At 72.9% G+C, this 22,378-nt stretch carries 21 protein-coding genes; 11 read left to right on the top strand and 10 right to left on the bottom strand.

Going from position 1 to position 22,378, the window contains the following annotated elements:
- Nucleotides 1-219: 219 nt before the first annotated feature.
- A complete protein-coding gene (locus ACSP97_RS08520; RefSeq protein WP_440556978.1) occupies nt 220-3,009 on the top strand; it encodes a penicillin acylase family protein in 2,790 nt (929 codons plus the stop codon).
- Between the two features lie 32 nt (nt 3,010-3,041).
- Here the strand turns inward: ACSP97_RS08520 and ACSP97_RS08515 are convergent, their stop codons facing one another.
- Nucleotides 3,042-4,340, bottom strand: a complete 1,299-nt coding sequence (locus ACSP97_RS08515) for a serine-threonine protein kinase (protein ID WP_440556976.1) — start codon at nt 4,338-4,340, stop codon at nt 3,042-3,044.
- A 79-nt stretch (nt 4,341-4,419) separates the two neighbouring features.
- Complete coding sequence (locus ACSP97_RS08510) at nt 4,420-5,646, bottom strand: exo-beta-N-acetylmuramidase NamZ family protein (RefSeq protein WP_440556974.1); 1,227 nt, start codon at nt 5,644-5,646, stop codon at nt 4,420-4,422.
- A gap of 159 nt (nt 5,647-5,805) precedes the next feature.
- On the opposite strand from ACSP97_RS08510, the gene ACSP97_RS08505 reads away from it, so the two are divergent.
- The 3 genes from ACSP97_RS08505 to ACSP97_RS08495 are packed head-to-tail and all read left to right on the top strand — an operon-like array spanning nt 5,806 to nt 8,873.
- Entirely contained in the window at nt 5,806-6,579 is a 774-nt protein-coding gene (locus ACSP97_RS08505) for an SDR family oxidoreductase (RefSeq protein WP_355152874.1), read from the top strand.
- A complete protein-coding gene (locus ACSP97_RS08500; protein ID WP_440556971.1) occupies nt 6,576-8,255 on the top strand; it encodes a class I adenylate-forming enzyme family protein in 1,680 nt (559 codons plus the stop codon). The genes ACSP97_RS08505 and ACSP97_RS08500 overlap by 4 nt, the downstream gene beginning before the upstream one ends.
- Before the next feature lie 24 nt (nt 8,256-8,279).
- A complete protein-coding gene (locus ACSP97_RS08495) occupies nt 8,280-8,873 on the top strand; it encodes a TetR/AcrR family transcriptional regulator (RefSeq protein WP_180331784.1) in 594 nt (197 codons plus the stop codon).
- 175 nt (nt 8,874-9,048) lie between these two features.
- Here ACSP97_RS08495 and ACSP97_RS08490 read toward each other — a convergent pair whose 3' ends face one another.
- The 4 genes from ACSP97_RS08490 to ACSP97_RS08475 all read right to left on the bottom strand — a co-directional run bounded on the left by ACSP97_RS08490 (nt 9,049) and on the right by ACSP97_RS08475 (nt 12,957).
- The gene (locus ACSP97_RS08490) at nt 9,049-10,263 is read right to left on the bottom strand and encodes an acyl-CoA dehydrogenase family protein (protein ID WP_355152870.1); all 1,215 of its coding nucleotides are present in this window, start codon (nt 10,261-10,263) and stop codon (nt 9,049-9,051) included.
- Between the two features lie 5 nt (nt 10,264-10,268).
- Entirely contained in the window at nt 10,269-11,291 is a 1,023-nt protein-coding gene (locus ACSP97_RS08485) for a phosphotransferase family protein (protein WP_355152868.1), read from the bottom strand.
- 139 nt (nt 11,292-11,430) lie between these two features.
- A complete protein-coding gene (locus tag ACSP97_RS08480; RefSeq protein ID WP_355152866.1) occupies nt 11,431-11,949 on the bottom strand; it encodes an NUDIX hydrolase in 519 nt (172 codons plus the stop codon).
- A 111-nt stretch (nt 11,950-12,060) separates the two neighbouring features.
- On the bottom strand, nt 12,061-12,957 hold the full coding sequence (locus tag ACSP97_RS08475) for a DMT family transporter (RefSeq protein WP_070028031.1): 897 nt from the start codon (nt 12,955-12,957) through the stop codon (nt 12,061-12,063).
- A 341-nt stretch (nt 12,958-13,298) separates the two neighbouring features.
- On the opposite strand from ACSP97_RS08475, the gene ACSP97_RS08470 reads away from it, so the two are divergent.
- From ACSP97_RS08470 to ACSP97_RS08460, 3 genes are all read left to right on the top strand, one after another.
- Nucleotides 13,299-14,279 carry a hypothetical protein gene (locus ACSP97_RS08470; protein WP_355152864.1) on the top strand — a complete coding sequence of 327 codons (981 nt, stop codon included), beginning with the start codon at nt 13,299-13,301 and terminating at the stop codon, nt 14,277-14,279.
- 90 nt (nt 14,280-14,369) lie between these two features.
- Nucleotides 14,370-15,086 (top strand): molybdopterin-dependent oxidoreductase, encoded by a 717-nt coding sequence (locus ACSP97_RS08465; RefSeq protein WP_355328241.1) that lies wholly within the window; start codon nt 14,370-14,372, stop codon nt 15,084-15,086.
- Entirely contained in the window at nt 15,070-15,705 is a 636-nt protein-coding gene (locus tag ACSP97_RS08460) for a cytochrome b/b6 domain-containing protein (RefSeq protein WP_355328243.1), read from the top strand. Before ACSP97_RS08465 ends, ACSP97_RS08460 begins: the two co-directional genes overlap by 17 nt.
- A gap of 106 nt (nt 15,706-15,811) precedes the next feature.
- Here ACSP97_RS08460 and ACSP97_RS08455 read toward each other — a convergent pair whose 3' ends face one another.
- On the bottom strand, nt 15,812-17,209 hold the full coding sequence (locus tag ACSP97_RS08455; RefSeq protein WP_355152859.1) for a GntT/GntP/DsdX family permease: 1,398 nt from the start codon (nt 17,207-17,209) through the stop codon (nt 15,812-15,814).
- Between the two features lie 36 nt (nt 17,210-17,245).
- Nucleotides 17,246-17,764: a gluconokinase gene (locus ACSP97_RS08450; RefSeq protein ID WP_355152858.1), complete on the bottom strand. Its 519-nt coding sequence runs from the start codon at nt 17,762-17,764 to the stop codon at nt 17,246-17,248.
- Nucleotides 17,765-17,904: 140 nt separating this feature from the next.
- On the opposite strand from ACSP97_RS08450, the gene ACSP97_RS08445 reads away from it, so the two are divergent.
- On the top strand, nt 17,905-18,606 hold the full coding sequence (locus ACSP97_RS08445) for a FadR/GntR family transcriptional regulator (protein ID WP_070027889.1): 702 nt from the start codon (nt 17,905-17,907) through the stop codon (nt 18,604-18,606).
- A gap of 77 nt (nt 18,607-18,683) precedes the next feature.
- Here ACSP97_RS08445 and ACSP97_RS08440 read toward each other — a convergent pair whose 3' ends face one another.
- Complete coding sequence (locus ACSP97_RS08440; protein WP_440556964.1) at nt 18,684-19,058, bottom strand: YchJ family protein; 375 nt, start codon at nt 19,056-19,058, stop codon at nt 18,684-18,686.
- A 121-nt stretch (nt 19,059-19,179) separates the two neighbouring features.
- On the opposite strand from ACSP97_RS08440, the gene ACSP97_RS08435 reads away from it, so the two are divergent.
- From ACSP97_RS08435 to ACSP97_RS08425, 3 genes are read left to right on the top strand one after another with little or no spacing between them, the layout of a single operon-like run.
- The gene (locus ACSP97_RS08435; protein ID WP_070028030.1) at nt 19,180-19,494 is read left to right on the top strand and encodes a dsRBD fold-containing protein; all 315 of its coding nucleotides are present in this window, start codon (nt 19,180-19,182) and stop codon (nt 19,492-19,494) included.
- 11 nt (nt 19,495-19,505) lie between these two features.
- Nucleotides 19,506-20,840, top strand: coding sequence for a phosphoribosyltransferase family protein (locus ACSP97_RS08430; protein ID WP_440556962.1), 1,335 nt, complete (start codon nt 19,506-19,508; stop codon nt 20,838-20,840).
- Nucleotides 20,803-21,900, top strand: a complete 1,098-nt coding sequence (locus ACSP97_RS08425; protein ID WP_440556960.1) for a CapA family protein — start codon at nt 20,803-20,805, stop codon at nt 21,898-21,900. Before ACSP97_RS08430 ends, ACSP97_RS08425 begins: the two co-directional genes overlap by 38 nt.
- 56 nt (nt 21,901-21,956) lie before the next feature.
- On the opposite strand, the gene ACSP97_RS08420 is transcribed toward ACSP97_RS08425, so the two are convergent.
- Nucleotides 21,957-22,331, bottom strand: a complete 375-nt coding sequence (locus ACSP97_RS08420; RefSeq protein WP_440556958.1) for a hypothetical protein — start codon at nt 22,329-22,331, stop codon at nt 21,957-21,959.
- Between the last annotated feature and the right edge of the window lie 47 nt (nt 22,332-22,378).

Below are 22,378 nucleotides of genomic sequence, written 5' to 3'. Positions count from 1 at the left end.
GCCCTGCACCTCCGTCACACCTGCACCTGTACTCCGGTCAGTTCGGCGTCGTCGTACGGACGTCGCCTGATAGACGTATCGACAGGCGCTTCGGCTCCATCTCTTCGCGTGGTTCCTTCCGGGGACCTCCCACTGCCCCCGAAAAAGTGACGCATGTTCATCTTCAACTTGGGGGATACCGGCGGTAACGTTCGCGCACCCCACTCGCTAGGAGCCGCCATGCCACGGCGAACCCCACGTATCGCCCTTGACGGAGTGAGAACGTTCCGCCGACTCCCCGGGTTCCTGAAGTCCGCGTCGGTATGCGTACTGATAGCCGGACTTCTCTCCCCGCTCACCCAGACCGCGGCCGGAGCCGCCACCGCGGCCGCGTCCAACGACTACTGCGGCGGCCAGTGTTCGGACATCCTGCCGCCCGGCGAGAACGGCAACGCCACCCTCGGGCAGATCCTGCTCAACCAGGCCTTCGGCACCCAGCCCGCGCACGCCGAGGACCAGCTCGGGCCGTACGCCGACCTGGCCACCGGCTACCGGAAGCTGTCCGACTCGACCATCAACAGCTTCTTCAACGACGCCTCCTTCGGCGTCCCGTCCGACCAGGTCGCCTCGACCGAGAAGCCGAACGGGCGCGGCGACGTGACGATCGTGCGCGACAAGAAGACCGGGGTGCCGCACATCACCGGCACCACCCGCTACGGCACCGAGTTCGGCGCCGGGTACGCGGCGGCCGAGGACCGGCTGTGGCTGATGGACGTCTTCCGGCACGTCGGCCGGGGCCAGCTGACCTCCTTCGCGGGCGGTGCCGCCGCCAACCAGGGCCTGGAGCAGGAGTTCTACCGCAACGCCCCCTACACCGAGGCCGACCTCCAGGCGCAGATCGACCGCGCGGTGGCCGGCAACGGCGCCCGCGGCCAACAGGCCCTCGCCGACGCGAACGCCTACCTGGACGGCATCAACTCCTACATCGACGCCTCCGACAGCGGCCGTTACTTCCCCGGCGAGTACGACCTGACCGGCCACAAGGACGCCGTCACCAACGCCGGCACCATCGACCACTTCAAGATCACCGACCTGGTGGCGCTGGCCTCCGTCATCGGCTCCCTCTTCGGCTCGGGCGGCGGCGGCGAGGTCGACAACGCCCTCTCCCTGATGGCCGCCCAGAACAAGTACGGCGTCGAGGAGGGCACCAAGGTCTGGGAGTCCTTCCGCGAGCGCAACGACCCCGAGGCCGTGCTCACCGTCCACGACGGCCGGAGCTTCCCGTACGGCACCAAGCCCGCCACCGCCAAGGGCGAGGCGCTGCCCGACGCCGGCTCGGTGACCCAGGAGCCGCTGGTGTACGACCGCACCGGCAGCGCGGGCACCTCCGCCGCCCGGACCATGTCCAGGACCGCCGCCAAGGCCACGCTCGGCTCCGCCCACCGGGGCATGTCCAACGCCCTCGTGGTGAGCGGCAAGCACACCGCGAGCGGCCATCCGATCGCCGTCTTCGGCCCGCAGACCGGCTACTTCGCCCCGCAGCTGCTGATGCTCCAGGAGATCCAGGGCCCCGGCATCAGCGCCCGCGGCGCCTCCTTCGCGGGCCTGAGCATGTACGTCGAACTCGGCCGCGGCCAGGACTACTCCTGGAGCGCGACCACATCCGGCCAGGACATCATCGACACCTACGCCGTCGAGCTGTGTCAGGACGACTACCACTACCTGTACCACGGCACCTGCACCGCGATGGACAAGGTCGAGCAGAAGAACTCCTGGTCGCCCACGCTGGCCGACGGCACCGCCGCGGGCTCGTACACCATGCGGGTGTGGCGCACCAAGTACGGACCGGTGGAGTACCGGGCGACGGTCGGCGGCAAGAAGGTCGCCTACACCACCCTGCGCTCCTCCTATCTGCACGAGGTCGACTCCATCATCGGCTTCCAGATGCTGAACGACCCCGGCTACATCAAGGGCCCCCAGGACTTCCAGAGCGCGACCCAGCACATCAACTTCACCTTCAACTGGTTCTACGCCGACTCCCAGCACACCGCCTACTACAACAGCGGTGACAACCCGGTCCGCGCGGACGGCGTCGACCCCGAGTTCCCGGTGTGGGCGCAGCCCGCGTACGAGTGGCGCGGCTGGACCCCGGACACCAACACGGCCGACTACACCCCGCCCTCCGCCCACCCCAACTCGATCGACCAGGACTACTACGTCTCCTGGAACAACAAGCAGGCCAAGGACTACACCACCGCCTCCTGGGGCGACGGCTCCGTGCACCGCGGCAATCTGCTGGACGACCGGGTCAAGAAGCTGGTCGCGGCCGGCGGGGTGACCCGCACCCAGCTGGTGCAGGCCATGGCGTCCGCGGGCGTGAGCGATCTGCGCGCCGAGGACGTGCTGCCCGAACTGCTCCAGGTGATCAACTCCTCGCCGGTGACCGACTCCACCGCCGCCGGCGCGGTGAGCAAGCTCCAGGCGTGGGTGAGCGCGGGCGCCGGGCGCACCGAGACCTCCGCCGGCTCCAAGACCTACGCCGACGCCGACGCGATCCGCATCCTGGACGCCTGGTGGCCGCTGCTGGTCAAGGCGGAGTTCCAGCCCGGTCTCGGCAGTGATCTGTACGACGCGTTCACCGGCAACCTGTCCGTCGACGAGGCGCCGTCCGCCGGGCACGGCCCGACCGGTTCGCACGCCGGCAGCTCCTTCCAGTACGGCTGGTGGAGCTATGTCGACAAGGACATCCGGTCGGTGCTGGGGAAGAACGTGCAGGGTCCGCTCGCCGGGAAGTACTGCGGCGGCGGTGACCTCGGCGCCTGCCGGGACACCCTGATCAGCACCCTGAAGCAGGCCGCCGGGATGACCGCCGCCCAGGTCTACCCGGGCGACAGTCTCTGCTCGGCGGGCGACCAGTGGTGTGCCGACTCGATCGTCCAGCGCACGCTGGGCGGCATCAAGCACGGCAACATCAGCTGGCAGAACCGGCCGACCTACCAGCAGGTCGTGGAGTACACCGCGCACCGGTGACCCCCGGCCGTCCGACCGGTGCCGGCGGCGGGTCAGGTGACCCGGCCCGCCGCCAGCACCACCCGGGCCAGTTCGGGGTGGAGGATGTCGCTGTGCGCCCCGGCCGGTGGTCCGCCGCGGCGGACCACCGAGGCCGCGTCGATGTTCACGCACCCCGACGCGGGCAGCCCGCCCGCGAGGGCACGGGCCAGATCGAGCGCGACCGTGCCGGGCACCGACTGCACCCCGTCGTGGCCCAGCGCGCCCCAGCGGGGGCCCAGTACGGCCGCGATCTCGTTGCCCAGACAGGACCGGTCGTCCCCCGACAGCCGTGCGGCCAGCGGATAGAAGGTGCCGAGGGCCGCGTCGAAGCGGGAGTAGCAGCACACCAACGGGCCGTCGACGCGCAGCTGCTGGTCCTTCAGCGCTCCCGACCGGTGCGGGTCGTCGGGCAGCCGCCGGGCGAAGGCGTAGTGCGAGAAGGCGCCTTCGAGCAGGGTCACGGACTTCACCGTGCGCACCGCCGACGGCAGCCCGCGCAGCGCGAACGACACCAGACGGCCGCCGAAGCTGTGCCCGACCAGATGCACCCGCACCCCGGGCGCCTTCGCCGCCAACCTGCCCAGCAGCGGCCCGAGTCCATGCTCGCCGACGGTCCCGGCGCGCCCCTTCATCGTGTAGTACGCCGCCTGCCGCAGCAGCTCCTTGGCGCCGTCCCACGGGTTCGGCAGGCTGAACCCCTCGGCACCGCCCGGCGCCGCGACCGCGCCCAGCGCGTCCGCGAACTCCGCGCAGGCGGTGGCCGGGTCCTCGGTGAACACGGCCGGCAGCCCCGGCTCGTCGGTGTCCGCGGCGGGCCGCTCCGCGCCGTCGAGCAGCAGCCGCACCAGCCGCCCGAACTCCGCCGGCCCGGCGTCGCCCTCCGGCCGTTCGTCCAGCAGCCGGGCCAACCGGTCGAGGGCGGACGCCCGGCCGGGGAAGACCGCGAGCAGCGCGCGCCGGGTGTCCTTGTCCAGCGCCGGGCCGGGCGCCGCCTCCGCCTCGGTCGCCACCACCGACTTCGGGAAGTCGGGGATCGGCTCGTCGCTGAACCGCATCGACGGCCAGACCACCCCGACGTACCCGAGGCGCGCGTGCGGCGCGAGGCCCGGGAACGGGGCGAAGAAGCGGCGGTAGAGGGCGGTCGCGGCCGAGCGGTCCTCGTTCCAGCCGTGGGCGAAGACGACCAGGTCACGGACGCCGCGCTCCGTGACCTGGGCCAGCAGGCGATCGCGTTCGGACGGGTCCACGTCCCCGTTCGTGTCGAAGGTCAGCTCCCAGTAGGGAGACACGCTCATCCCAGGATCCGCCATGTCAGGCTCCCTCGCCCCGCGGAAACGTCACGTACTGTGATTGTTCCGCGACGCAGCGAAGTTAACCATGGAGCGTGGTTCACCCGTACAGGAGGTATTCCTCCCGCGTCCGCCGGAACGCGGCCAGCTCCCGCTGCCAGGCGCCCACCACCTCGTCGGTGCCGGCGCCCGCGTCGATCATCGTGCGCACCCGGTCCGATCCGGTGAGCTTGTCGATCCAGTCGTCCGGCCGCCAGGCGAACCCCTCCCACACCTTCCGCGCGGTCACCAGCAGCGCGATCCCGGTGCGCACCGGGTCGTAGACGGCCCGGTCGGTCACATGGACCTGCACCCCGCCGACCGTGGTCCCCTGGAACTTGGAGAAGGTGGGCGCGAAGTACGCCTCCCGGAACCGCACTCCGGGCAGTCCCAGTTCGTTCACGGCCGCCGCCCAGCGGCCGTCGACGCCCTCGGCGCCGAGCAGTTCGAACGGCCGGGTGGTGCCCCGCCCCTCGGAGAGGTTGGTGCCCTCGAACATGCAGGTGCCGGAGTACACCAACGCCGTGTCCGGGGTGGGCATGTTGGGGCTCGGCGGCACCCAGGGCAGCCCGGCGGCGTCGTAGAAGTCCGAGCGCCGCCAGCCCGTCATCCGGACCGTCTCCAGGGGGACCGGCGTGGCGAGGAACTCCTTGTTGAACAGCCGGGCCGGCTCCGCGACGGTCATCCCGTGCGCCTGCGCGATCGGCTGCCGGCCCACGAACGTGGCGAACTCCTTGTGCAGCACCGGGCCCCGGGCCTCGCGGCCGGTGACCGGGTTCGGGCGGTCGAGCACCACGAAGCGCTTGCCCGCGAGCGCGGCCGCCTCCATGCAGTCGTACAGCGTCCAGATGTAGGTGTAGAAACGCGCGCCCACGTCCTGGATGTCGAAGACGATCGTGTCCACGCCGGAGGCGGTGAAGACGTCGGCGAGGGCCCGCCCGCTCTTCAGGTACGTGTCGTAGACCGGCAGCCCCGTCTCCGGGTCGTCGTAGCGGCCCTCGGAGCCGCCGGCCTGGGCGGTGCCGCGGAAGCCGTGCTCCGGGCCGAAGACCGCGGTCAGCCGGACACGGGGATCCTCGTGCATGACGTCGACGATGTGCCGGGCGTCCCTGGTGATGCCCGTGGGGTTGGTGACGATGCCCGTCTTCCGGCCGTCGAGGAGCCGGTAGCCGTCGGCCGCGAGCACCTCGAAGCCGGTGCGCGATACCGCGCGGCCGTGCGGGGGTGGCGGGGCCGGTACGGCCGCCAGGGTGGCCGTGGCCAGGAGGTTTCTTCGGGAGAGCGGCAAGGGGTGCCTCCGTCCGTGCGGAAGGTGCGGGCCGTGTGGGGCGGGTGGCGCGGTTGCCCGCCACCCCTTTGAGGTTGGTGCGGCAGCCCTTCCTTCACACATACCGACCGGTTAGTCTGACCGCGCTGAGCCGAGTCGCGTCGTGTCGTAAGGAGACCGATGGTGCATGCCATGCAGGATGCGGGAGTGGTCGTCACCGGGGCGGGCGGGGGCATCGGGGCCGCCCTCGCCAGGCGGTTCGCCGCGGCGGGGGCACGGGTCGTGGTGAACGACCTGGACGTCGCGAAGGCTTCGGCGGTGGCCGGGGAGATCGGTGCCGTCGCCGTGCCCGGGGACGCCTCCGCCGTCGTCGAGCAGGCGCGGGACGCGCTCGGCGGGACCGTCGACGTCTACTGCGCCAACGCCGGGGTCGCCTTCGCCGACGGTGACCTCCACGCGTCGCTGGACGAGAAGTCCTGGGCGCTGACCTGGGACGTCAACGTGATGGCGCACGTCCGCGCGGCCCACGCGCTGCTGCCGCACTGGCTGGAGCGGGGCAGCGGCCGGTTCGTCGCGACGGTCTCCGCGGCCGGGCTGCTCAGCATGGTCGGCGCCCCCTCCTACAGCGTCACCAAGCACGGCGCCTACGCCTTCGCCGAGTGGCTGTCCCTGACGTACCGCCACCGCGGTCTGAAGGTGCACGCGATCTGCCCGGAGGGCGTGCGCACCGACATGCTCGCCGCCAGCGGCAGTGCCGGCGAGGTGGTGCTGGCGCCCACCGCGATCGAGCCGGAGGACGTGGCGGACGCGCTGTTCCAGGGCATCGAGGAGGACCGCTTCCTGATCCTGCCGCACGCGCAGACCGCCGAACGCTACCGGGCGCGCGGTGCGGACCCCGAGCGCTGGCTGGCCGGCATGAACCAGATCCAGCAGAAGGTGGAGGTGGTGTCGTGAGCGAGTCCCGCTACGCGGCCAAGCCCTGGCTGGCCCTGCTCGACGAGGCCCAGCGCGCCCCCGTCGACCCCGCCGACTCGCTGGTGCACGCCCTGCGCGCCGCGGTCGCCGAGGCGCCCGAGCGCACCTTCCTGAGCTACTTCGACGGCCGGCTGAGCTATCGCGAGGTGGACCGGCTCACCGACTCCGTCGCCGCCGGCCTCGCCGCGCGCGGACTGGAGCGCGGCGACCGGGTGGCCGTACTGCTCCAGAACTCCCCGCACTTCGTGCTGGCCCTGCTCGGTGCCTGGAAGGCGGGCGCCGTGGTGGTGCCGGTCAACCCGATGTACAAGTCGGCCGAGGTCACCCATGTGCTGCGGGACGCCGAGGTGGCCGCGCTGGTCTGCTCGCAGCGGGCGTGGGAGTCGTACCTCAGGCAGACGGCCGACGGCTCGCCGGTGCGGATCGTGCTCACCGCGTGCGAGCGGGACTTCCAGACGCAGGACGACGCCCGGGTGCTGTCCTTCGAGCGGCTGCCGCAGGCCCCCGACGCCGAGGACCTGACGGCCCTGGCCCGGCACGGCGAACCGGCGCCCGAGGGCCGGGACCCGGGACCGGACGACATCGCGCTGATCAGCTACACCTCCGGCACCAGCGGCACCCCCAAGGGCGCCACCAACACCCACCGCAACATCATGTACAACGCGGAACGGCAGCGCATCGGGCTCCAACTCCCGCCGGGACCGGTCTACTTCGCGCTCGCGCCGCTGTTCCACATCACCGGCATGGTCTGCGAGCTCGGCGCCTGCCTGAGCAGCGCGGGCACCCTGGTGCTCGCCTACCGGTTCGACCCGGGCGTCGTCCTGGAGGCGTTCGCCGAGCACCGCCCGCACTTCACGGTCGGCCCCTCCACCGCCTACATGGCGCTGGCCGCCCACCCCGACGCGACCCCGGAGCACTTCTCCTCCTTCGCGCACCTCGGCTCCGGCGGCGCCCCGCTGCCGCCCGCGCTGGTCGAACGGTTCCGGGAGCGGTTCGGGGCGTACATCCGCAACGGCTACGGCCTCACCGAGTGCACCGCCCCCTGCGCCTCCGTGCCGACCACCCTGGAGGCACCGGTCGACCCCGTCTCCGGGACCCTCGCGGTCGGGCTGCCCGGCCCGGACACGGTGGTGCGGATCGTGGACGACCGGGGCGCGGAGGTGCCGTTCGGGGAGCAGGGCGAGATCGCGGTGCGCGGACCCCAGGTGATCCCCGGGTACTGGCGGCGTCCGGACGCCACCGCCGAGACCTTCCCGGACGGCGAGCTGCGCACCGGCGACATCGGGTTCATGGACCCGCAGGGCTGGCTCTACGTCGTGGACCGCAAGAAGGACATGATCAACGCGGCCGGGTTCAAGGTGTGGCCGCGCGAGGTCGAGGACGTCCTCTACACCCACCCGGCGGTGCGCGAGGCGGCCGTCGTGGGGGTGCCCGACGGCTACCGCGGGGAGACCGTCAAGGCGTACATCAGCCTCCGTCCGGGGGCCTCGGCGGACCCGGACGAATTCGCGGTGTACTGCAAGGAGAGACTGGCGGCCTACAAGTATCCGCGCCAGGTGGAGATCCTGCCCGAGTTGCCCAAGACGGCGAGTGGGAAGATCCTCCGTCGGGAACTGCGTTCCCGGACCGGCGGCGGACAGCACGAGAACAAGTGACCTCACGGAAGGCAGGTGGCGGCAGTGCCCAGGACGACGGACGGCGACGGAGCCCCTGTTCCGCAGCGGCTCCTGGCCGCCGCCACCCGGCTCTTCGCGGAGCAGGGCTACGACCGCACCTCCGTGCAGGAGATCGTGGAGGCGGCCGGCGTCACCAAGGGGGCGCTGTACCACTACTTCGGCTCCAAGGACGACCTGCTGCACGAGATCTACGCGCGGATGCTGCGTGTCCAGCAGGAGCGGCTCGACCACTTCGCCGGCATGGACGCGCCCGTGGAGACGCGGCTGCGGGGGGCCGCGGCGGACGTCGTGGTGTCGACCATCGAGAACCTGGACGACGCCTCGATCTTCTTCCGCTCCATGCACCAGCTGAGCCCGGAGAAGTACAAGCAGGTACGGGCCGAGCGGCGGCGCTACCACGAACGCTTCCGCGCGCTCATCGAGGAGGGCCAGCAGGCGGGCGTCTTCTCCACCGCGACCCCGGCCGACCTGGTCGTGGACTACCACTTCGGCTCGGTCCACCACCTGTCCACCTGGTACCGCCCCGACGGCCCCCTCACCCCCCAGCAGGTCGCCGACCACCTGGCGGACCTGCTGCTGCGGGCGCTGCGCCCGTGAGATGACGGACCGGGGGCCCGGGCCGCCGGGTCCCTCGGCGTCCCCCCGCGCCCGGCCGGGACGACGGTACGACCGGGCTCCGGCTGCCGTACGCGCACACACGGCAGCCCGGCCCGCTCCCCGAGGGCGCGGGCACGAACGCCACCCCGATGGGGCCCGGTCCGGACGTGCGGCCCTACAGGTACTTCTTCAGCTCCCGCCGGGCCAGCGACCGCTGGTGGACCTCGTCGGGGCCGTCGGCCAGCATCAGGGTGCGGGCGGCGGCGTAGATCTCGGCCAGCGGGAAGTCCTGGCTCACACCGCCCGCGCCGTGCAGCTGGATGGCGCGGTCCAGGATGGCGACCACCGCGCGCGGCGTGGCGATCTTGATGGCCTGGATCTCGGTGTGCGCGCCCCGGTTGCCGACGGTGTCCATCAGCCAGGCCGTCTTCAGCACCAGCAGCCGCAGCTGCTCGACCGTCACCCGGGCGTCGGCGATCCAGTTCTGCACCACGCCCTGCCGGGCCAGCGGCTTGCCGAACGCCGTACGGGAGACCGCCCGGCGGCACATCAGCTCGATCGCCCGCTCGGCCATGCCGATCAGCCGCATGCAGTGGTGGATCCGGCCGGGGCCGAGCCGGGCCTGCGCGATGGCGAAGCCGCCGCCCTCCTCGCCGATCAGGTTGGTCACCGGCACCCGCGCCCGGTCGAAGACCACCTCGGCGTGGCCGCCGTGGAAGTGGTCCTCGTAGCCGAACACCCGCATGGCCCGCCGGACGGTCACGCCGGGCGTGTCGCGCGGGACCAGGACCATGGACTGCTGGCGGCGGATGTCCGCGCCGTCCGGGTCGGTCTTGCCCATCACGATGAAGATCCGGCAGTCCGGGTTCATCGCCCCGGAGATGTACCACTTGCGGCCGGTGATGACGTACTCGTCGCCGTCCCGCTCGATCCGGGTGGTGATGTTGGTGGCGTCCGAGGAGGCCACCTCCGGCTCGGTCATCGCGAACGCCGAGCGGATCTCGCCGGCCAGCAGCGGCTCCAGCCACTGCTTCTTCTGCTGCTCGTTGCCGAACTGCGCCAGCACCTCCATGTTCCCGGTGTCGGGCGCGGCGCAGTTCGTCACGGTGGGCGCCAGCTGCGGGGAGCGGCCGGTGATCTCGGCGAGCGGCGCGTACTGGAGGTTGGTGAGCCCCGCGCCGTACTCGGCGTCGGGCAGGAACAGGTTCCACAGACCCTGCCGCCGGGCCTCCGCCTTGAGCTCCTCGACCACCGGCGGGGTCCGCCAGGGCGAGTCGAGCGCGGCCCGCTGCTCCTCGGCGACCGCCTCGGCCGGGTACACGTGCTCGTCCATGAACGCGAGCAGCCTGGCCCGCAGTTCCTCGGTGCGCGCGTCGAACGCGAAGTCCATGACGGTCAGCCTTCCTGAAGAGTGGTCAGTCCGTGGTCGATGAGGACGGGCACGAGCGCGCCCATGCGGTCGAAACCGCGGCCGACCGTCTGGCCGAGGGTGTAGCGGTAGTGGATGCCCTCGACGATCACGGCGAGCTTGAAGAAGGCGAACGCCTCGTACCAGGAGACGGCCGAGACGTCCCGCCCGGAGCGGGCCGCGTACCGCTCGACGAGTTCCGCGGGGGCCGGGTGTCCCGGCGCCTCGGCGGTGGTGGCCACGGGCGAGTCGGGCACGTCGAGGCTGCGGCTGTACATCACCAGCAGACCGAGGTCGGTCAGCGGATCGCCGAGGGTGGACATCTCCCAGTCGAGGATCGCGGTGATCCGGTCGTCGGCCCCGATCAGCACGTTGTCCAGGCGGTAGTCGCCGTGCACGACGGCGGGCGCGGGGGAGGCGGGCAGCCGGCGGCCCAGGGTGGCGTGCAGCTCGTCGATGCCGGGCAGGTCGCGGTTGCGGGAGGCGTCCAGCTGCTTGCCCCAGCGGCGCAGCTGCCGGTCCAGATAGCCCTCGGGCCGGCCGAAGTCGCCGAGGCCCACCTCGGCGGGGTCCACGGCGTGCAGCTCGACCAGCGTGTCCACCAGGGACAGCACCGCGCTGCGCACGCGTTCCTCGCCCAGCGCGGCCAGCTGCCCGGAGGTGCGGTACGGGGTGCCCTCCACGAACTCCATCACGTAGAACGGCGCGCCCAGCACCTCCTCGTCCTCGCACAGCAGCACCGGGGCGGGGACCGGCACGGAGGTGGGGTGCAGCGCGCTGATCACGCGGTGCTCGCGCTTCATGTCGTGCGCGGTGGCCAGCACATGGCCGAGCGGGGGCCGGCGGACGACCCACCGCGAGGTTCCGTCGGTGAGCGCGTAGGTGAGGTTCGACCGGCCGCCCTCGATCAGCCGTCCGCCGAGGGGGCCCCGCACCAGACCCGGGCGCTCGCGCTCCAGCAGGAGGCGCAGCCGGTCCAGGTCGAGTCCGGGCGGGTGGTCGGCGCTCATAGTCACTCCAACGAACGGTCTGACAGGACGCGACTCATGATGCCGACCGGTCGGTATGTCGTCCAGTGCGTACGGCGAACATGGCGGGAAACGTGACCGGGGCCACGGCGCGCCCGGTGCCCCGCCGGGCCGCGCGGGATCAGCCGCCGGCGGCCCGGAACTCCGCCAGCCGCCGGTACGCCGCCAGCCCGTCCGGCACCCACTCCCACTCGTCGAGCCGCCGTTCGACCTCCTCGTCGGTGAGGAAGCCGTACCACTGCACCTCCTCCTTCTGCGGGTCGACCGGCAGCTCGCAGCGCACCTCGTACACCGCCGACCACCAGGACCGGCCGGCCCCGTCGTCGTAGAGGAACGTGAACAGGTACGTGGGCCGGGGCAGTCCGGACACCCCCAGCTCCTCCTCGGCCTCCCGCAGCGCCGCCTCGTCGTAGGACTCGCCCGCGCCGACCACCCCGCCGACGAACGGGTCGTACAGCGAGGGGAAGACCAGCTTGGTCGCCGTGCGCCGGTGCACGAACAGCCGCCCGGCCGCGTCCCTGGCCTGGATGAAGACGCAGCGGTGGCGCAGCCCCCGGGCGTACACCTCGCCGCGCGGCAACTGCCCGACGACCCGGTCGTGTTCGTCGACGATGTCGAGGATCTCGTCAGCAGGATTCATGACCTCATCCAAACACGGGCGCGGTCAACGGCGGCCGTTCGGCGGCGCCGGAAGGTCACGGCGGCCGGTCACGGCGCCGGAGGTCACTGCGCCGTAGGTCAGGGCGGCCGGTCAGCGGCGCTGGAGGTCGCGGGCCGGCGGTTCCGCCTCCGTCGCGCCGCACGGCATCGCCGGGTGCATCCCGAGCAGGACGATGCCCGCGACCACGGCCGCGAGCCCGGCCGCCTGCCAGGCCAGCGCCCCGGTGTCGGTGCGCAGCCGGTCGCCGAGGAAGCCCACCCCGCACAGGATCCCGGCGAGCGGCTCGGCCGCGGTGAGCGCGGGCAGCGACATCCGCAGCGGCGCCGTCTCGAACGCGCTCTGCACCAGCACCAGTCCGGTGACCCCGCACGCGAACACCCCGTACGGCTGCCAGCTGGTGAACAGTTCCCCGAAGCCGCCGTCGGAGAAGAGGGTGCCGCTCACCCGGGTCAGCGCGTCCTGCACGCCGTAGAGCAGCCCGGCCGCCAGGGCCAGCAGCACCGGGCCCCAGCTGAGCCGGGAGCGTTTGGCGTACGCGGTGAGCGCCAGCGCCACGCCCACCACCAGGCCGATGATCAGCCAGTGCCGCAGCGGATCGGCGATGGCGGTGCCGGCGCGCGGTTCACCCGCCATGATGAACGCGCTGACCCCGCCCGCGAGCAGCAGCAGCCCCGCCCAACCCTGGCGGCCCAGCGGCTGTTTGGTCTGGTGGCGCGAGAGCGCGAGCGCGAACAGCAGGTTGGTGGCCAGCAGCGGTTCCACCAGGGAGATCTCGCCCTTGCCGAGGGCGACCGCGCCCAGCACCATGCCGGCCACCATCAGCCCGAGCCCGCCCAGCCAGCGTGGCACCCGCATCAGGTCCAGCAGCAGCCGGAACGACAGGAAGTCGCTCAGCGGCGCCTGCTGCGCGGCGTTCTGCTGGAGCACGAAGCCGAGGCCCAGACAGCAGGCCGCGCTCACGGCGAGGAGGAGAACCAGAACGGACACGCTGCGTACCTCGATCATCCGGCCGGACCACGGACGCGTAGGGGCCGACTGTAGCGCTCCCGGGACGGCATTGCCCCGGAAGGACCCGTAAACGGGCGGTTGCCCCGCCATGGTCGGCGCCGCGGACGCGGGGCGCCATGGCGTACGCCACAGCCGCACGCCCGGAGTCCGTCCGGAGTGCGGCCGCCCGACGGCGCCCTCCGGTTCGTATACCCCAATTTCCTTGGCACGCGCGGTAGTTGAACGCATCAACAGGCGCGTTCCACTTGACGCAAGCCTTGGCCTGCGGGTTTGCTGTGTGTGATCGGCCGATGGCAGCCCGAGAAACAGGAAGTCCCGCGGTGTCACCACTCCCGCCCCTGCTCGTCGCCCGCCGGGCCCGCACGGACCGGTCGGGACCCACCGCCCCGGCCGCCCACGGCGCCTACGACGACGCCCTCGACGACCCCGAACTACGCGCCGCGCGCGCCGCGTTGGTCCAGGGCCGCAGACAGGCCGCCCGTTCCCTGCTGCTGCGCACCGGCGACGACTGGGACCGCCGCGGCCACCGGCTGACCGTGCTCGCCCGCGAGCCGTACGCCGCCGCCTGGGCCCGGGACTGGCTCCAGGCCGAACCCGCCTCCGCCGACGCCGCCGCCCTGCTCGCCCTCGCCCGGATACGGCGCGCCCTGCGCGGCCGGGAGGACCCCGGCCGGGCCCGCGAGGCCTGCGCGCGGGCCGCCGCGCTCGCCCCCGCCGACCCCACCCCCTGGCTCGGCCTGCTCCGGCTGGCCCGCACCCAGGGCGCCGACACCGAGGTGCTGGCCGCCTTCGCCGAGGTGCGCCGCCGCCACCCCGAGCACCACCACGCCCACCACCTGCTCGTCGCCCGCCTCGCCGAACGTCCCTCGGGCGGCCGGGCCGAGGCCCACGAGGTGTACGACTTCGCCGAGGCGGCCGCCGCCGCGGCCCCCGCGGACTCCCCGCTGGCCGTCCTGCCGGTCGTCGCCCTCGCCGAGCGCCACCGGGTGCTCGCCGCCACCGGTCTCGCCCCGGCCGACCCCACCGCCTCGGCGCACTGGACCGGGCCGCGCGCCCGGCGGATCCTGCGGGCCGGCTTCGACTGGTGGCTGGAGTGGGAGCACGACGAGCACCCCCGCCGGCACATCGACCTCAACCACCTCGCGTTCGCCCTGTCCGCCGCGGGCCGCCCGGCGGAGGCCGCCGTCCTGTTCCGGCGCATCGGCCCGCACGCCACCCGTGTCCCCTGGTGCTACCCGCACCGCGACCCCTGGCTCGCCTTCCGCACCGCCCGGGCCCGCGCCCTGCCGGTGACGGTCTGAGCGCCGCGCCGCGGACACGAGTCCTTACGAAACCCTGACCAGCGTCCGGAAGCCCTGGTCAGGTGCCGCCCCCGGTGTTCGAATGAAGGGGTGAACCCGGAATCCCCCGAGGAACGCGGCGGCACCCCCGTCGGCCGCCGCGTCTTCCTCGGCACCCTCGGCCTGGGCGCCCTCGGCGTGCTCACGGCGCCCGCCCTGCAACGCGGCCTGGAGTCCCTCGCCGGCAAGGACCCCACGGGCCTGAGCGGCCTGCTCCCCAACGGCGGCGGCTTCCGCTACTACTCCGTCGCCGCGTCGGTACCGGCCAAGAACGCCACCGACTACCGCCTCACCATCGGCGGCATGGTCGACCACCCCCGCACCTACACCCTCGCCGACCTGCGCGCCCTGCCGCAGACCCGGCTGGTCAAGGACGTCCAGTGCGTCACCGGCTGGCGGGTGCCCGGCACCCCCTTCGAGGGCGTGCGCCTCTCGGACCTGCTGGACGCCGCGGGTGTCCACCCGACCGCCAGGGCCCTGCGCTTCACCTGCTTCGACGGCACCTACACCGAGAGCCTCACCCTCGCCCAGGCCCGCCGCCCGGACGTCCTGGTCGCCCTGCGCATGCAGGACAAGGACATCGGCCACGACCACGGCGGCCCCGTCCGCCTCTACGTCGCCCCCATGTACTTCTACAAGTCGGCCAAGTGGCTCTCCGGCATCACCGTCACCGACCGGGTGCGGCCCGGCTACTGGGAGAACCTGGGCTACGACGTGGACGCCTGGGTCGGCCGCTCGAACGGACGCACCGATGAACCCACCGGCTGACGCCCCGGCCCGCCCGGCCCGCCCGGCCGCCCGGCTGCGCCGCTTCAGCCGGGCCGAACGCTGGGTGCACCGGACCACGGCCGCGCTGATGGGGGTGTGCGTGCTGACCGCGGCCGTCCTCTACATCCCCCAGCTCGCCGTACTGGTCGGCCGCCGGGAACTGGTGGTCCGGGTGCACGAGTGCGCCGGGCTCGCGCTGCCGGTCCCGGTCCTGGTGGGCCTGGCCTTCCGTGCCTTCCGCGCCGACCTGCGGCTGCTGAACCGGTTCGGCCCGCACGACCGGCTCTGGCTGTGGGCCGCCGCACGCCGCGACCGGCGGCACAGCTCCCGCCCGGCGGGCAAGTTCAACGCCGGGCAGAAGATCTACGCCGCCTGGATCGCCGGTGCCGCCCTGGTGATGCTCGGCACCGGCCTGGCGATGTGGTTCACCCATCTCGCCCCGCTGGTCTGGCGCACCGCCGCGACTTTCGTCCACGACTGGCTGGCCCTCGCCATCGCCGTCGTCCTCGCGGGCCACATCGGCATGGCGCTGGGCGACCCGGAGGCCCGGCGGGGCCTGCGCACGGGGACGGTGAGCAGGGAGTGGGCGAAACGGGAGCACCCCCTGTGGCGTCCGTGAACGACGGGGCCGGCCGCGACCGGTGCGCGTGAACGCGTCCGCCCCCTCGCCGGCCGCGGAGGCCGCCGAGGGGGCGGATCGTCACCGTCGTCTCCCGGGGGAGGCTCTAGACGACCAGTGACAGCAGCAGGATCAGGGCGCCGCCGACCACCGACAGGATCGTCTCCATGATCGACCAGGTCTTGACGGTCTGCCCGACGCTGAGCCCGAAGTACTCCTTCACCAGCCAGAAGCCGGCGTCGTTGACGAAGCTGAAGAAGAGCGAACCGGCGCCGATCGCCAGCACCAGCAGGGCCGTGTGCGAGGTCGACATGTCGGCCGCGAGCGGCGCGACCAGACCGGCCGCCGAGACCGTCGCCACCGTCGCCGAGCCGGTCGCCAGCCGGATCACCACGGCGATCAGCCAGGCCAGCAGCACCGCCGGGATCGACCAGTTCTTCGAGACGTCCAGGATCATCTGGCCGACACCGCAGTCGATCAGCGTCTGCTTGAAGCCGCCGCCCGCACCCACGATCAGCAGGATGCCCGCGATCGGCATCAGGCCCTTCTCCACCGTTGCCTGGAGCCGCTCCTTGCTGAACCCGGCGGGCCGGCCCAGCGTGAAGAAGCCGACGATCACGGCGGCGAGCAGCGCGATCAGCGGGGCGCCGATCACGTCGAAGGCACGCTGGGTGGTGTTGGCCGGGTCGTCGATGATGATGTCCACCAGCGCCTTGACCAGCATCAGCGCCACCGGCAGCAGGATGGTGACCAGCGTGGCGACGAAGCTCGGACGGCGCTTCAGCTCATCGGAGGGGCGCTGCGGCAGCATCCGGTCCGGCGGCGGGACGTCCACCCAGCGGGCCGCGACCTTCGAGAACAGCGGACCACCGATGATCACGGTCGGGATGGCCACCAGGATGCCGAACGCCAGCGTCACGCCCAGGTTGGCGTGCAGCGAGGAGATCGCGACCAGCGGGCCGGGGTGCGGCGGGATCAGGCCGTGCATCACGGACAGACCGGCGAGCGCCGGGATGCCGATGCGCATCAGGGAGTAGTTGCCGCGCTTGGCGACCATCAGCACCACGGGGATCAGCAGCACGATGCCGACCTCGAAGAAGATCGGCAGGCCGATCACGGAGGCGATGAGCACCATCGCCCACGGCATCGCCCGGCCGCCGGCCTTGGCGAGGATCGTGTCCACGACCTGGTCCGCGCCGCCCGAGTCGGTGAGCAGCTTGCCGAGCGTCGCGCCCAGGGCGATCAGCACGCCCGTGCTCGCGACCGTGGAGCCGAGCCCGGTGGTGAAACTGGTGAGCACCTTGTCGAGCGGCGCTCCGGCGGCCGCTCCGAGCGCCAGCGACCCGATGGTCAGCGCCAGGAAGGCATGCAGCTTGAACTTGGTGATGAGCAGGACGATCACCACGATGCCCACCAGGGCGGCTATGCCCAACTGGGCGTGCCCGGAGGAGGTGATCGGCGGAGGGGCGTCCGCTGCCAGCATCTCGACGCTGAGTCTGGTCACGGGAGTTCCTTGCGGTTACGGGGGTTGGGGAGGGTGTTACGCGGATGCGGTGGACAGCCCGGCCAGCGCCTGAACGGCGCGTTCGGTGATCTCCTGGGGGTCTCCGCTGACGTCCACGGCGACACCCGCCTCGTCCGGCCCCAGGGGTTCCAGCGTGGCGAACTGGGAGTCCAGCAGCGCGGTCGGCATGAAGTGCCCCTGACGCTGCCTCATCCGGTCCTCGATCAGCTTCCGGTCGCCCGAGAGGTGCACGAACACCACTCCGGGCGCCACGGCCCGCAGCCGGTCGCGGTACGACCGCTTCAGCGCCGAGCTGCTGACCACCCCGCCGAGCCCGGCCCGGCCGTGCGCCCAGTGGCCGATGGCGTCCAGCCAGGGCCAGCGGTCGGCGTCCTGGAGCGGGATCCCGGCCGACATCTTGTCGATGTTGGCCTTCGGGTGGAAGTCGTCGCCCTCGGCGTACGGCACGCCCAGTCGCGCGGCGAGCAGAGGACCGATCGTGGTCTTGCCCGTCCCCGCGACGCCCATCACGACGACGACCTGGGGGGTTCGCATTACTGCCTCGCTGTCTTCCTCGACATCCGACGCCACGGCGGCGTCGCCACACTGAAACCCATTAGGTACGACGAATTCAAGAGACTGTGACATATAAGTCTGACTTTTTGTTCCCGTGACCTACGCCGTACGCTGAGTGCATGAGCACACCGGGCCGGGGGCTGCACGGCCGCGTACTGGACACCCTCGGCCCCGCGATCACCGCGGGCGAGTACCCGCCGGGCAGTATCCTGCGCACCGATGAACTCGCCCAGCACTTCGAGGTCTCACGCTCCGTGATGCGCGAGGCGGTGCGGGTGCTGGAGTCCATGCACCTCGTCGAGTCCCGCCGCCGGGTGGGCGTCACCGTCCGGCCGCGCTGCGAGTGGAACGTCTACGACCCGCAGGTCATCCGCTGGCGGCTGGCCGGCGCCGACCGCCCCCACCAGCTGCGTTCGCTCACCGTGCTGCGCTCCGCGATCGAACCGGTCGCGGCCGGGCTCACGGCCAGGCTCGCCACCGCCGAACAGTGCGCCGAACTCACCGAGTGCGCGCTCGGCATGGTCGCCCACTCACGCGGCCACCGGCTGCGCGAGTACCTGTTCCACGACGTCGCCTTCCACCGCGTCATCCTCAGCGCCTCGGGCAACGAGATGTTCGCCCGCCTCGGCGACGTGGTCGCGGAGGTGCTCAGCGGCCGCACCCGGCACGAGGTCATGTTCGAGGACCCCGACCCCGCGGCCGTCACCCTGCACGTCCAGGTGGCCGAGGCGGTCCGCGCCCGTGACGCGGTCCGCGCCGAGGAACTCACCCGGCAGATCACCGTGGGCGCCCTCCAGGAACTGGACATCCTGGCGCCCTGACCGGCGTGAAGGGCCCTCGGCCGAGGAAGCCGCAGTCCGAGGGCCTTCAGGCCGAGGAAGCCGCCGTCCAAGGGCCCTCAGTCGAGGAAGTCGCCGTCCACGTACACCCATGCCCCGTCCACCCGCTCGAAGTGGCTGCGCTCGTGCAGCGCGCCGCCCCGGTAGGAGGCGCGGAACGTCACCGTGCCGGTGGTGTGGAACGCGGACCCGCCGTCGGCGTCCAGGATCTCCAGGCCGGTCCACCGCATCCGCGGATCGAGGTCCAGCCGCTCCGGCCGGGTCCTCGGGTGCCAGGTCCGCAGCAGATACTGCGCGTCCCCCTTGACGAACGCGCAGTACCGCGACCGCATCAGCAGCTCGGCGGTCGGCGCGCTCGCGGCCCCCGAGTGGAAGCGGCCGCAACAGGCGTCGTACGGCTGCGGAAGCCCGCAGGGGCAGGTGCGCGTGCTCATGCGCCCCATTGTGCCCAAGGCCGGGGAGGCGTCCGCCGCCGGGCGGGTGCACAGTGGAAGTGCCGGCCCCCATGCGCCCCTGGGACCGGCCGCGAGGAGGCGCGAGGAGGAGGGACGGACGATGACCCGACCCGTGACCAGCCATCATCCTCCGGCCGTCAAGGAATGGCGGCTGAGCCTGTACCTGTCCGAGCACGATCCGGACACCACGGCCCGGATCGTCCTCGACACCGGGGACAACGTCCTGGAGAGCCACGCCGAGGCCCGGCGCAGCCCCGACGACCACGACGTCCCGGAGATCGGCGACGAACTGGCCGCCGGGCGCGCCCTGATCGCCATGGGCCGGCTGCTGGTGCGCGCCGCCAACGGCGACATGCGGGCGCTGGGCGCGGCCGAGGAGGAGAGTCCGGTGCCGCTCTGGCTGCCCCGGGAGTGACGGAGCCCGCCGTGCCGTTCGCCAACCGGCTGGAGGCGGGGCGGCGGCTGGGCCGCCGCCTGGCGCACCTGCGCGGCCAGGACGTCGTGGTGCTCGGGCTGCCGCGCGGGGGAGTGCCGGTCGCGGCCGCCGTCGCCGAGGCCCTGGACGCGCCGCTCGACGTCTGCCTCGTACGCAAACTGGGCGTGCCCTACCAGCCGGAGCTGGCCATGGGCGCGATCGGCGAGGACGGCGTACGCGTGCTCAACCCGGACGTGCTGCGCGGCACCGGGGTGAGCGACGAGGATCTCGCCCGGGTCGAGGAGCGCGAGCGCCGGGTGCTCGCCGAGCGGGCCGGACGCTACCGGGGCGAAGGCCCCTCCGCGTCCGTCGCCGGCCGGACCGCCGTGGTGGTGGACGACGGGGTGGCCACCGGCTCCACCGCCCGTGTCGCCTGCCGTGTCGCCCGGGCCCGCGGCGCCGCCCGCATCGTGCTCGCGGTCCCCGTCGCCCCCCGCGACTTCGCCCGCCGCCTCGGCGGGGACGCCGACGAACTGGTCTGCCTGGAGACACCCTGGGACTTCGCCGCCGTCGGCCAGTTCTACGACGACTTCTCCCAGACCGAGGACGACGAGGTCACCGCGTGCCTGCGCCGCCACCGGCACACCGCGACGGCCGGCCGCGAGGTGACGGTGCCGGCCGGTGCCGTCCGGCTGGCCGGCCGGCTCACCGTGCCCGACGACGCCACCGGTGTCGTGGCCTTCGCGCACGGCAGCGGCAGCAGCCGGCACAGCCCGCGCAACCGGTACGTCGCCGAGGGCCTGCACCGCGCGGGGCTCGGCACCCTGCTGTTCGACCTGCTCACCGACGCCGAGGAGGGGGACCGGGACAACGTGTTCGACATCCCGCTGCTGGCCGGCCGGCTGCTGGCCGCCACCCACTGGCTGCGCGCCGAACCCGCCGTGCGGGGCCTCGCCGTCGGCTACTTCGGCGCCAGCACCGGCGCGGCCGCCGCCCTGTGGGCCGCCGTCGAGGGGCGCCCCGCCGCCGTCGTCTCCCGGGGCGGCCGGCCCGACCTCGCCGGGCCCCGGCTGCCCGAGGTCACCGCGCCCACCCTGCTGATCGTCGGCGGCGCCGACCCGCTGGTCCTCGACCTCAACCGGGACGCGCAGACCCGGCTGCGGTGCGAGAACCGGCTGGCCACCGTCCCCGGCGCCACCCATCTCTTCGAGGAGCCCGGAACGCTGGACCGGGTGACCGAACTGGCCCGCGACTGGTTCGCCGACCACATGGCACCCGCACACGTCCGACCCGCCCGAGGGGCGACCCATGCCCGAGGGAACCGTCACCTTCGCCCTCACCGGTGACGTCATGCTCGGCCGGGGAGTCGACCAGATCCTCCCGCACCCCGGCGACCCGGCCCTGCGCGAGGACTACGTCCACGACGCCCGCGAGTACATCGCCCTCGCCGAGGCCGTCAACGGCCCCGTTCCCCGCCCGGTGGACGCCACCTGGCCCTGGGGCGAGGCACTGCCCGTGCTGGAGCGGGCCGCACCGGACGTGCGCGTGCTCAACCTGGAGACCGCCGTCACCGCGGACGGCGACTTCGCCCCGGGCAAGGCCGTCCACTACCGGATGCACCCCGCCAACCTGCCCTGCCTCACCGCCGCCCGCCCCGACGTCTGCGCCCTCGCCAACAACCACGTCCTCGACTTCGGCCCGAGTGGCCTGACCCGGACCCTGACCGCCCTGGCGGCGGCGGGCCTGCGCACGGCCGGCGCGGGCCGTGACACCGACGCGGCCCGCCGCCCGGCGGCCGTCCCGCTGCGCACGGGCGGCCGGGCCCTGGTCTTCTCCTACGGCCTGCCCTCCAGCGGCATCCCCCACCACTGGGCCGCCACCACCGGACGGCCGGGAGTCGCCCTGCTCACCGAGGACGCGCTGCGGGACCTCGCCGACCGGCTGCGCCGGCTGCGCCGCCCCGGCGACCTCGTCGTCGTCTCCGTCCACTGGGGCCCCAACTGGGGCTACGCCGTCTCCCACGCCGAGACACGCCTCGCCCACGAACTCGTCGACGCGGGCGCCGACATCGTTCACGGACACTCCTCCCACCACCCGCGCCCCCTGGAGATCCACCGCGGCCGACTCGTCCTGTACGGCTGCGGGGACTTCGTGGACGACTACGAGGGCATCGGCGGCCAGGAGCGCTACCGCGACGACCTCCGGCTGCTCCACCTGGCCTCGCTCGACGCCGCCACCGGCCGCCTGACCGGCCTGCGGCTCGTGCCGTTCCAGGCCCGCCGGATGCGCCTGGAACCCGCCTCCCGGCAGGACACCGCCTGGCTGCGCACCACCCTCGCCCCCCGCGCCCGGGGCGCCCGCGTCGAGGAGACGGCCGACGGCACCCTCGCCGTACGGGCCCTGTGACGCCGCACCCCACGAGCGGACGCGGCCGAGGGTCGGTTCCCCGCGCGAGCGTGAGGTCAGCGGTCGTCGTAGCTCTTGAGGGTCTTCGCGGCACCGGTGGCCGACTTCAGGTAGTCGTTCTCCGCCTTCAGGCTTTCGTTCGCCGCCGCCGACTCCGCCAACTGCACGAGCAGTCCCGCGGCCATGGAGAGGACGCCTTCCTGCTCTTCCTTGAGTTCCTTGCACTTCCAGGCGAGGGTCCCGACGGCCCCCAGGGTGGCGGCGGCCAGCACGCCGACGCCGGCCACGACCTTGGCCTTGCCGAACCTGCCTCCGGCCGGCCGGGCATCGTCCTTGCCGACGCAGACGTGGCCCGTCCGGTGCGAGTGCTGTTGGGCCTCGCCGAGGCGGTCGCTCCGGTACGAGCACGATCCGCATTGGTAACGGGTCATCAGTCGTTCCTCTCCCCAAGAGAGACGACCCTGCCACACGTCACGTG

This window comes from Streptomyces sp. SCPE 10 (assembly GCF_051980735.1).
GTDB lineage: Bacteria > Actinomycetota > Actinomycetes > Streptomycetales > Streptomycetaceae > Streptomyces > Streptomyces misionensis.
Note: the sequence above shows the minus strand (reverse complement) of the source record. Positions and strands in the feature narration are given on the sequence as shown.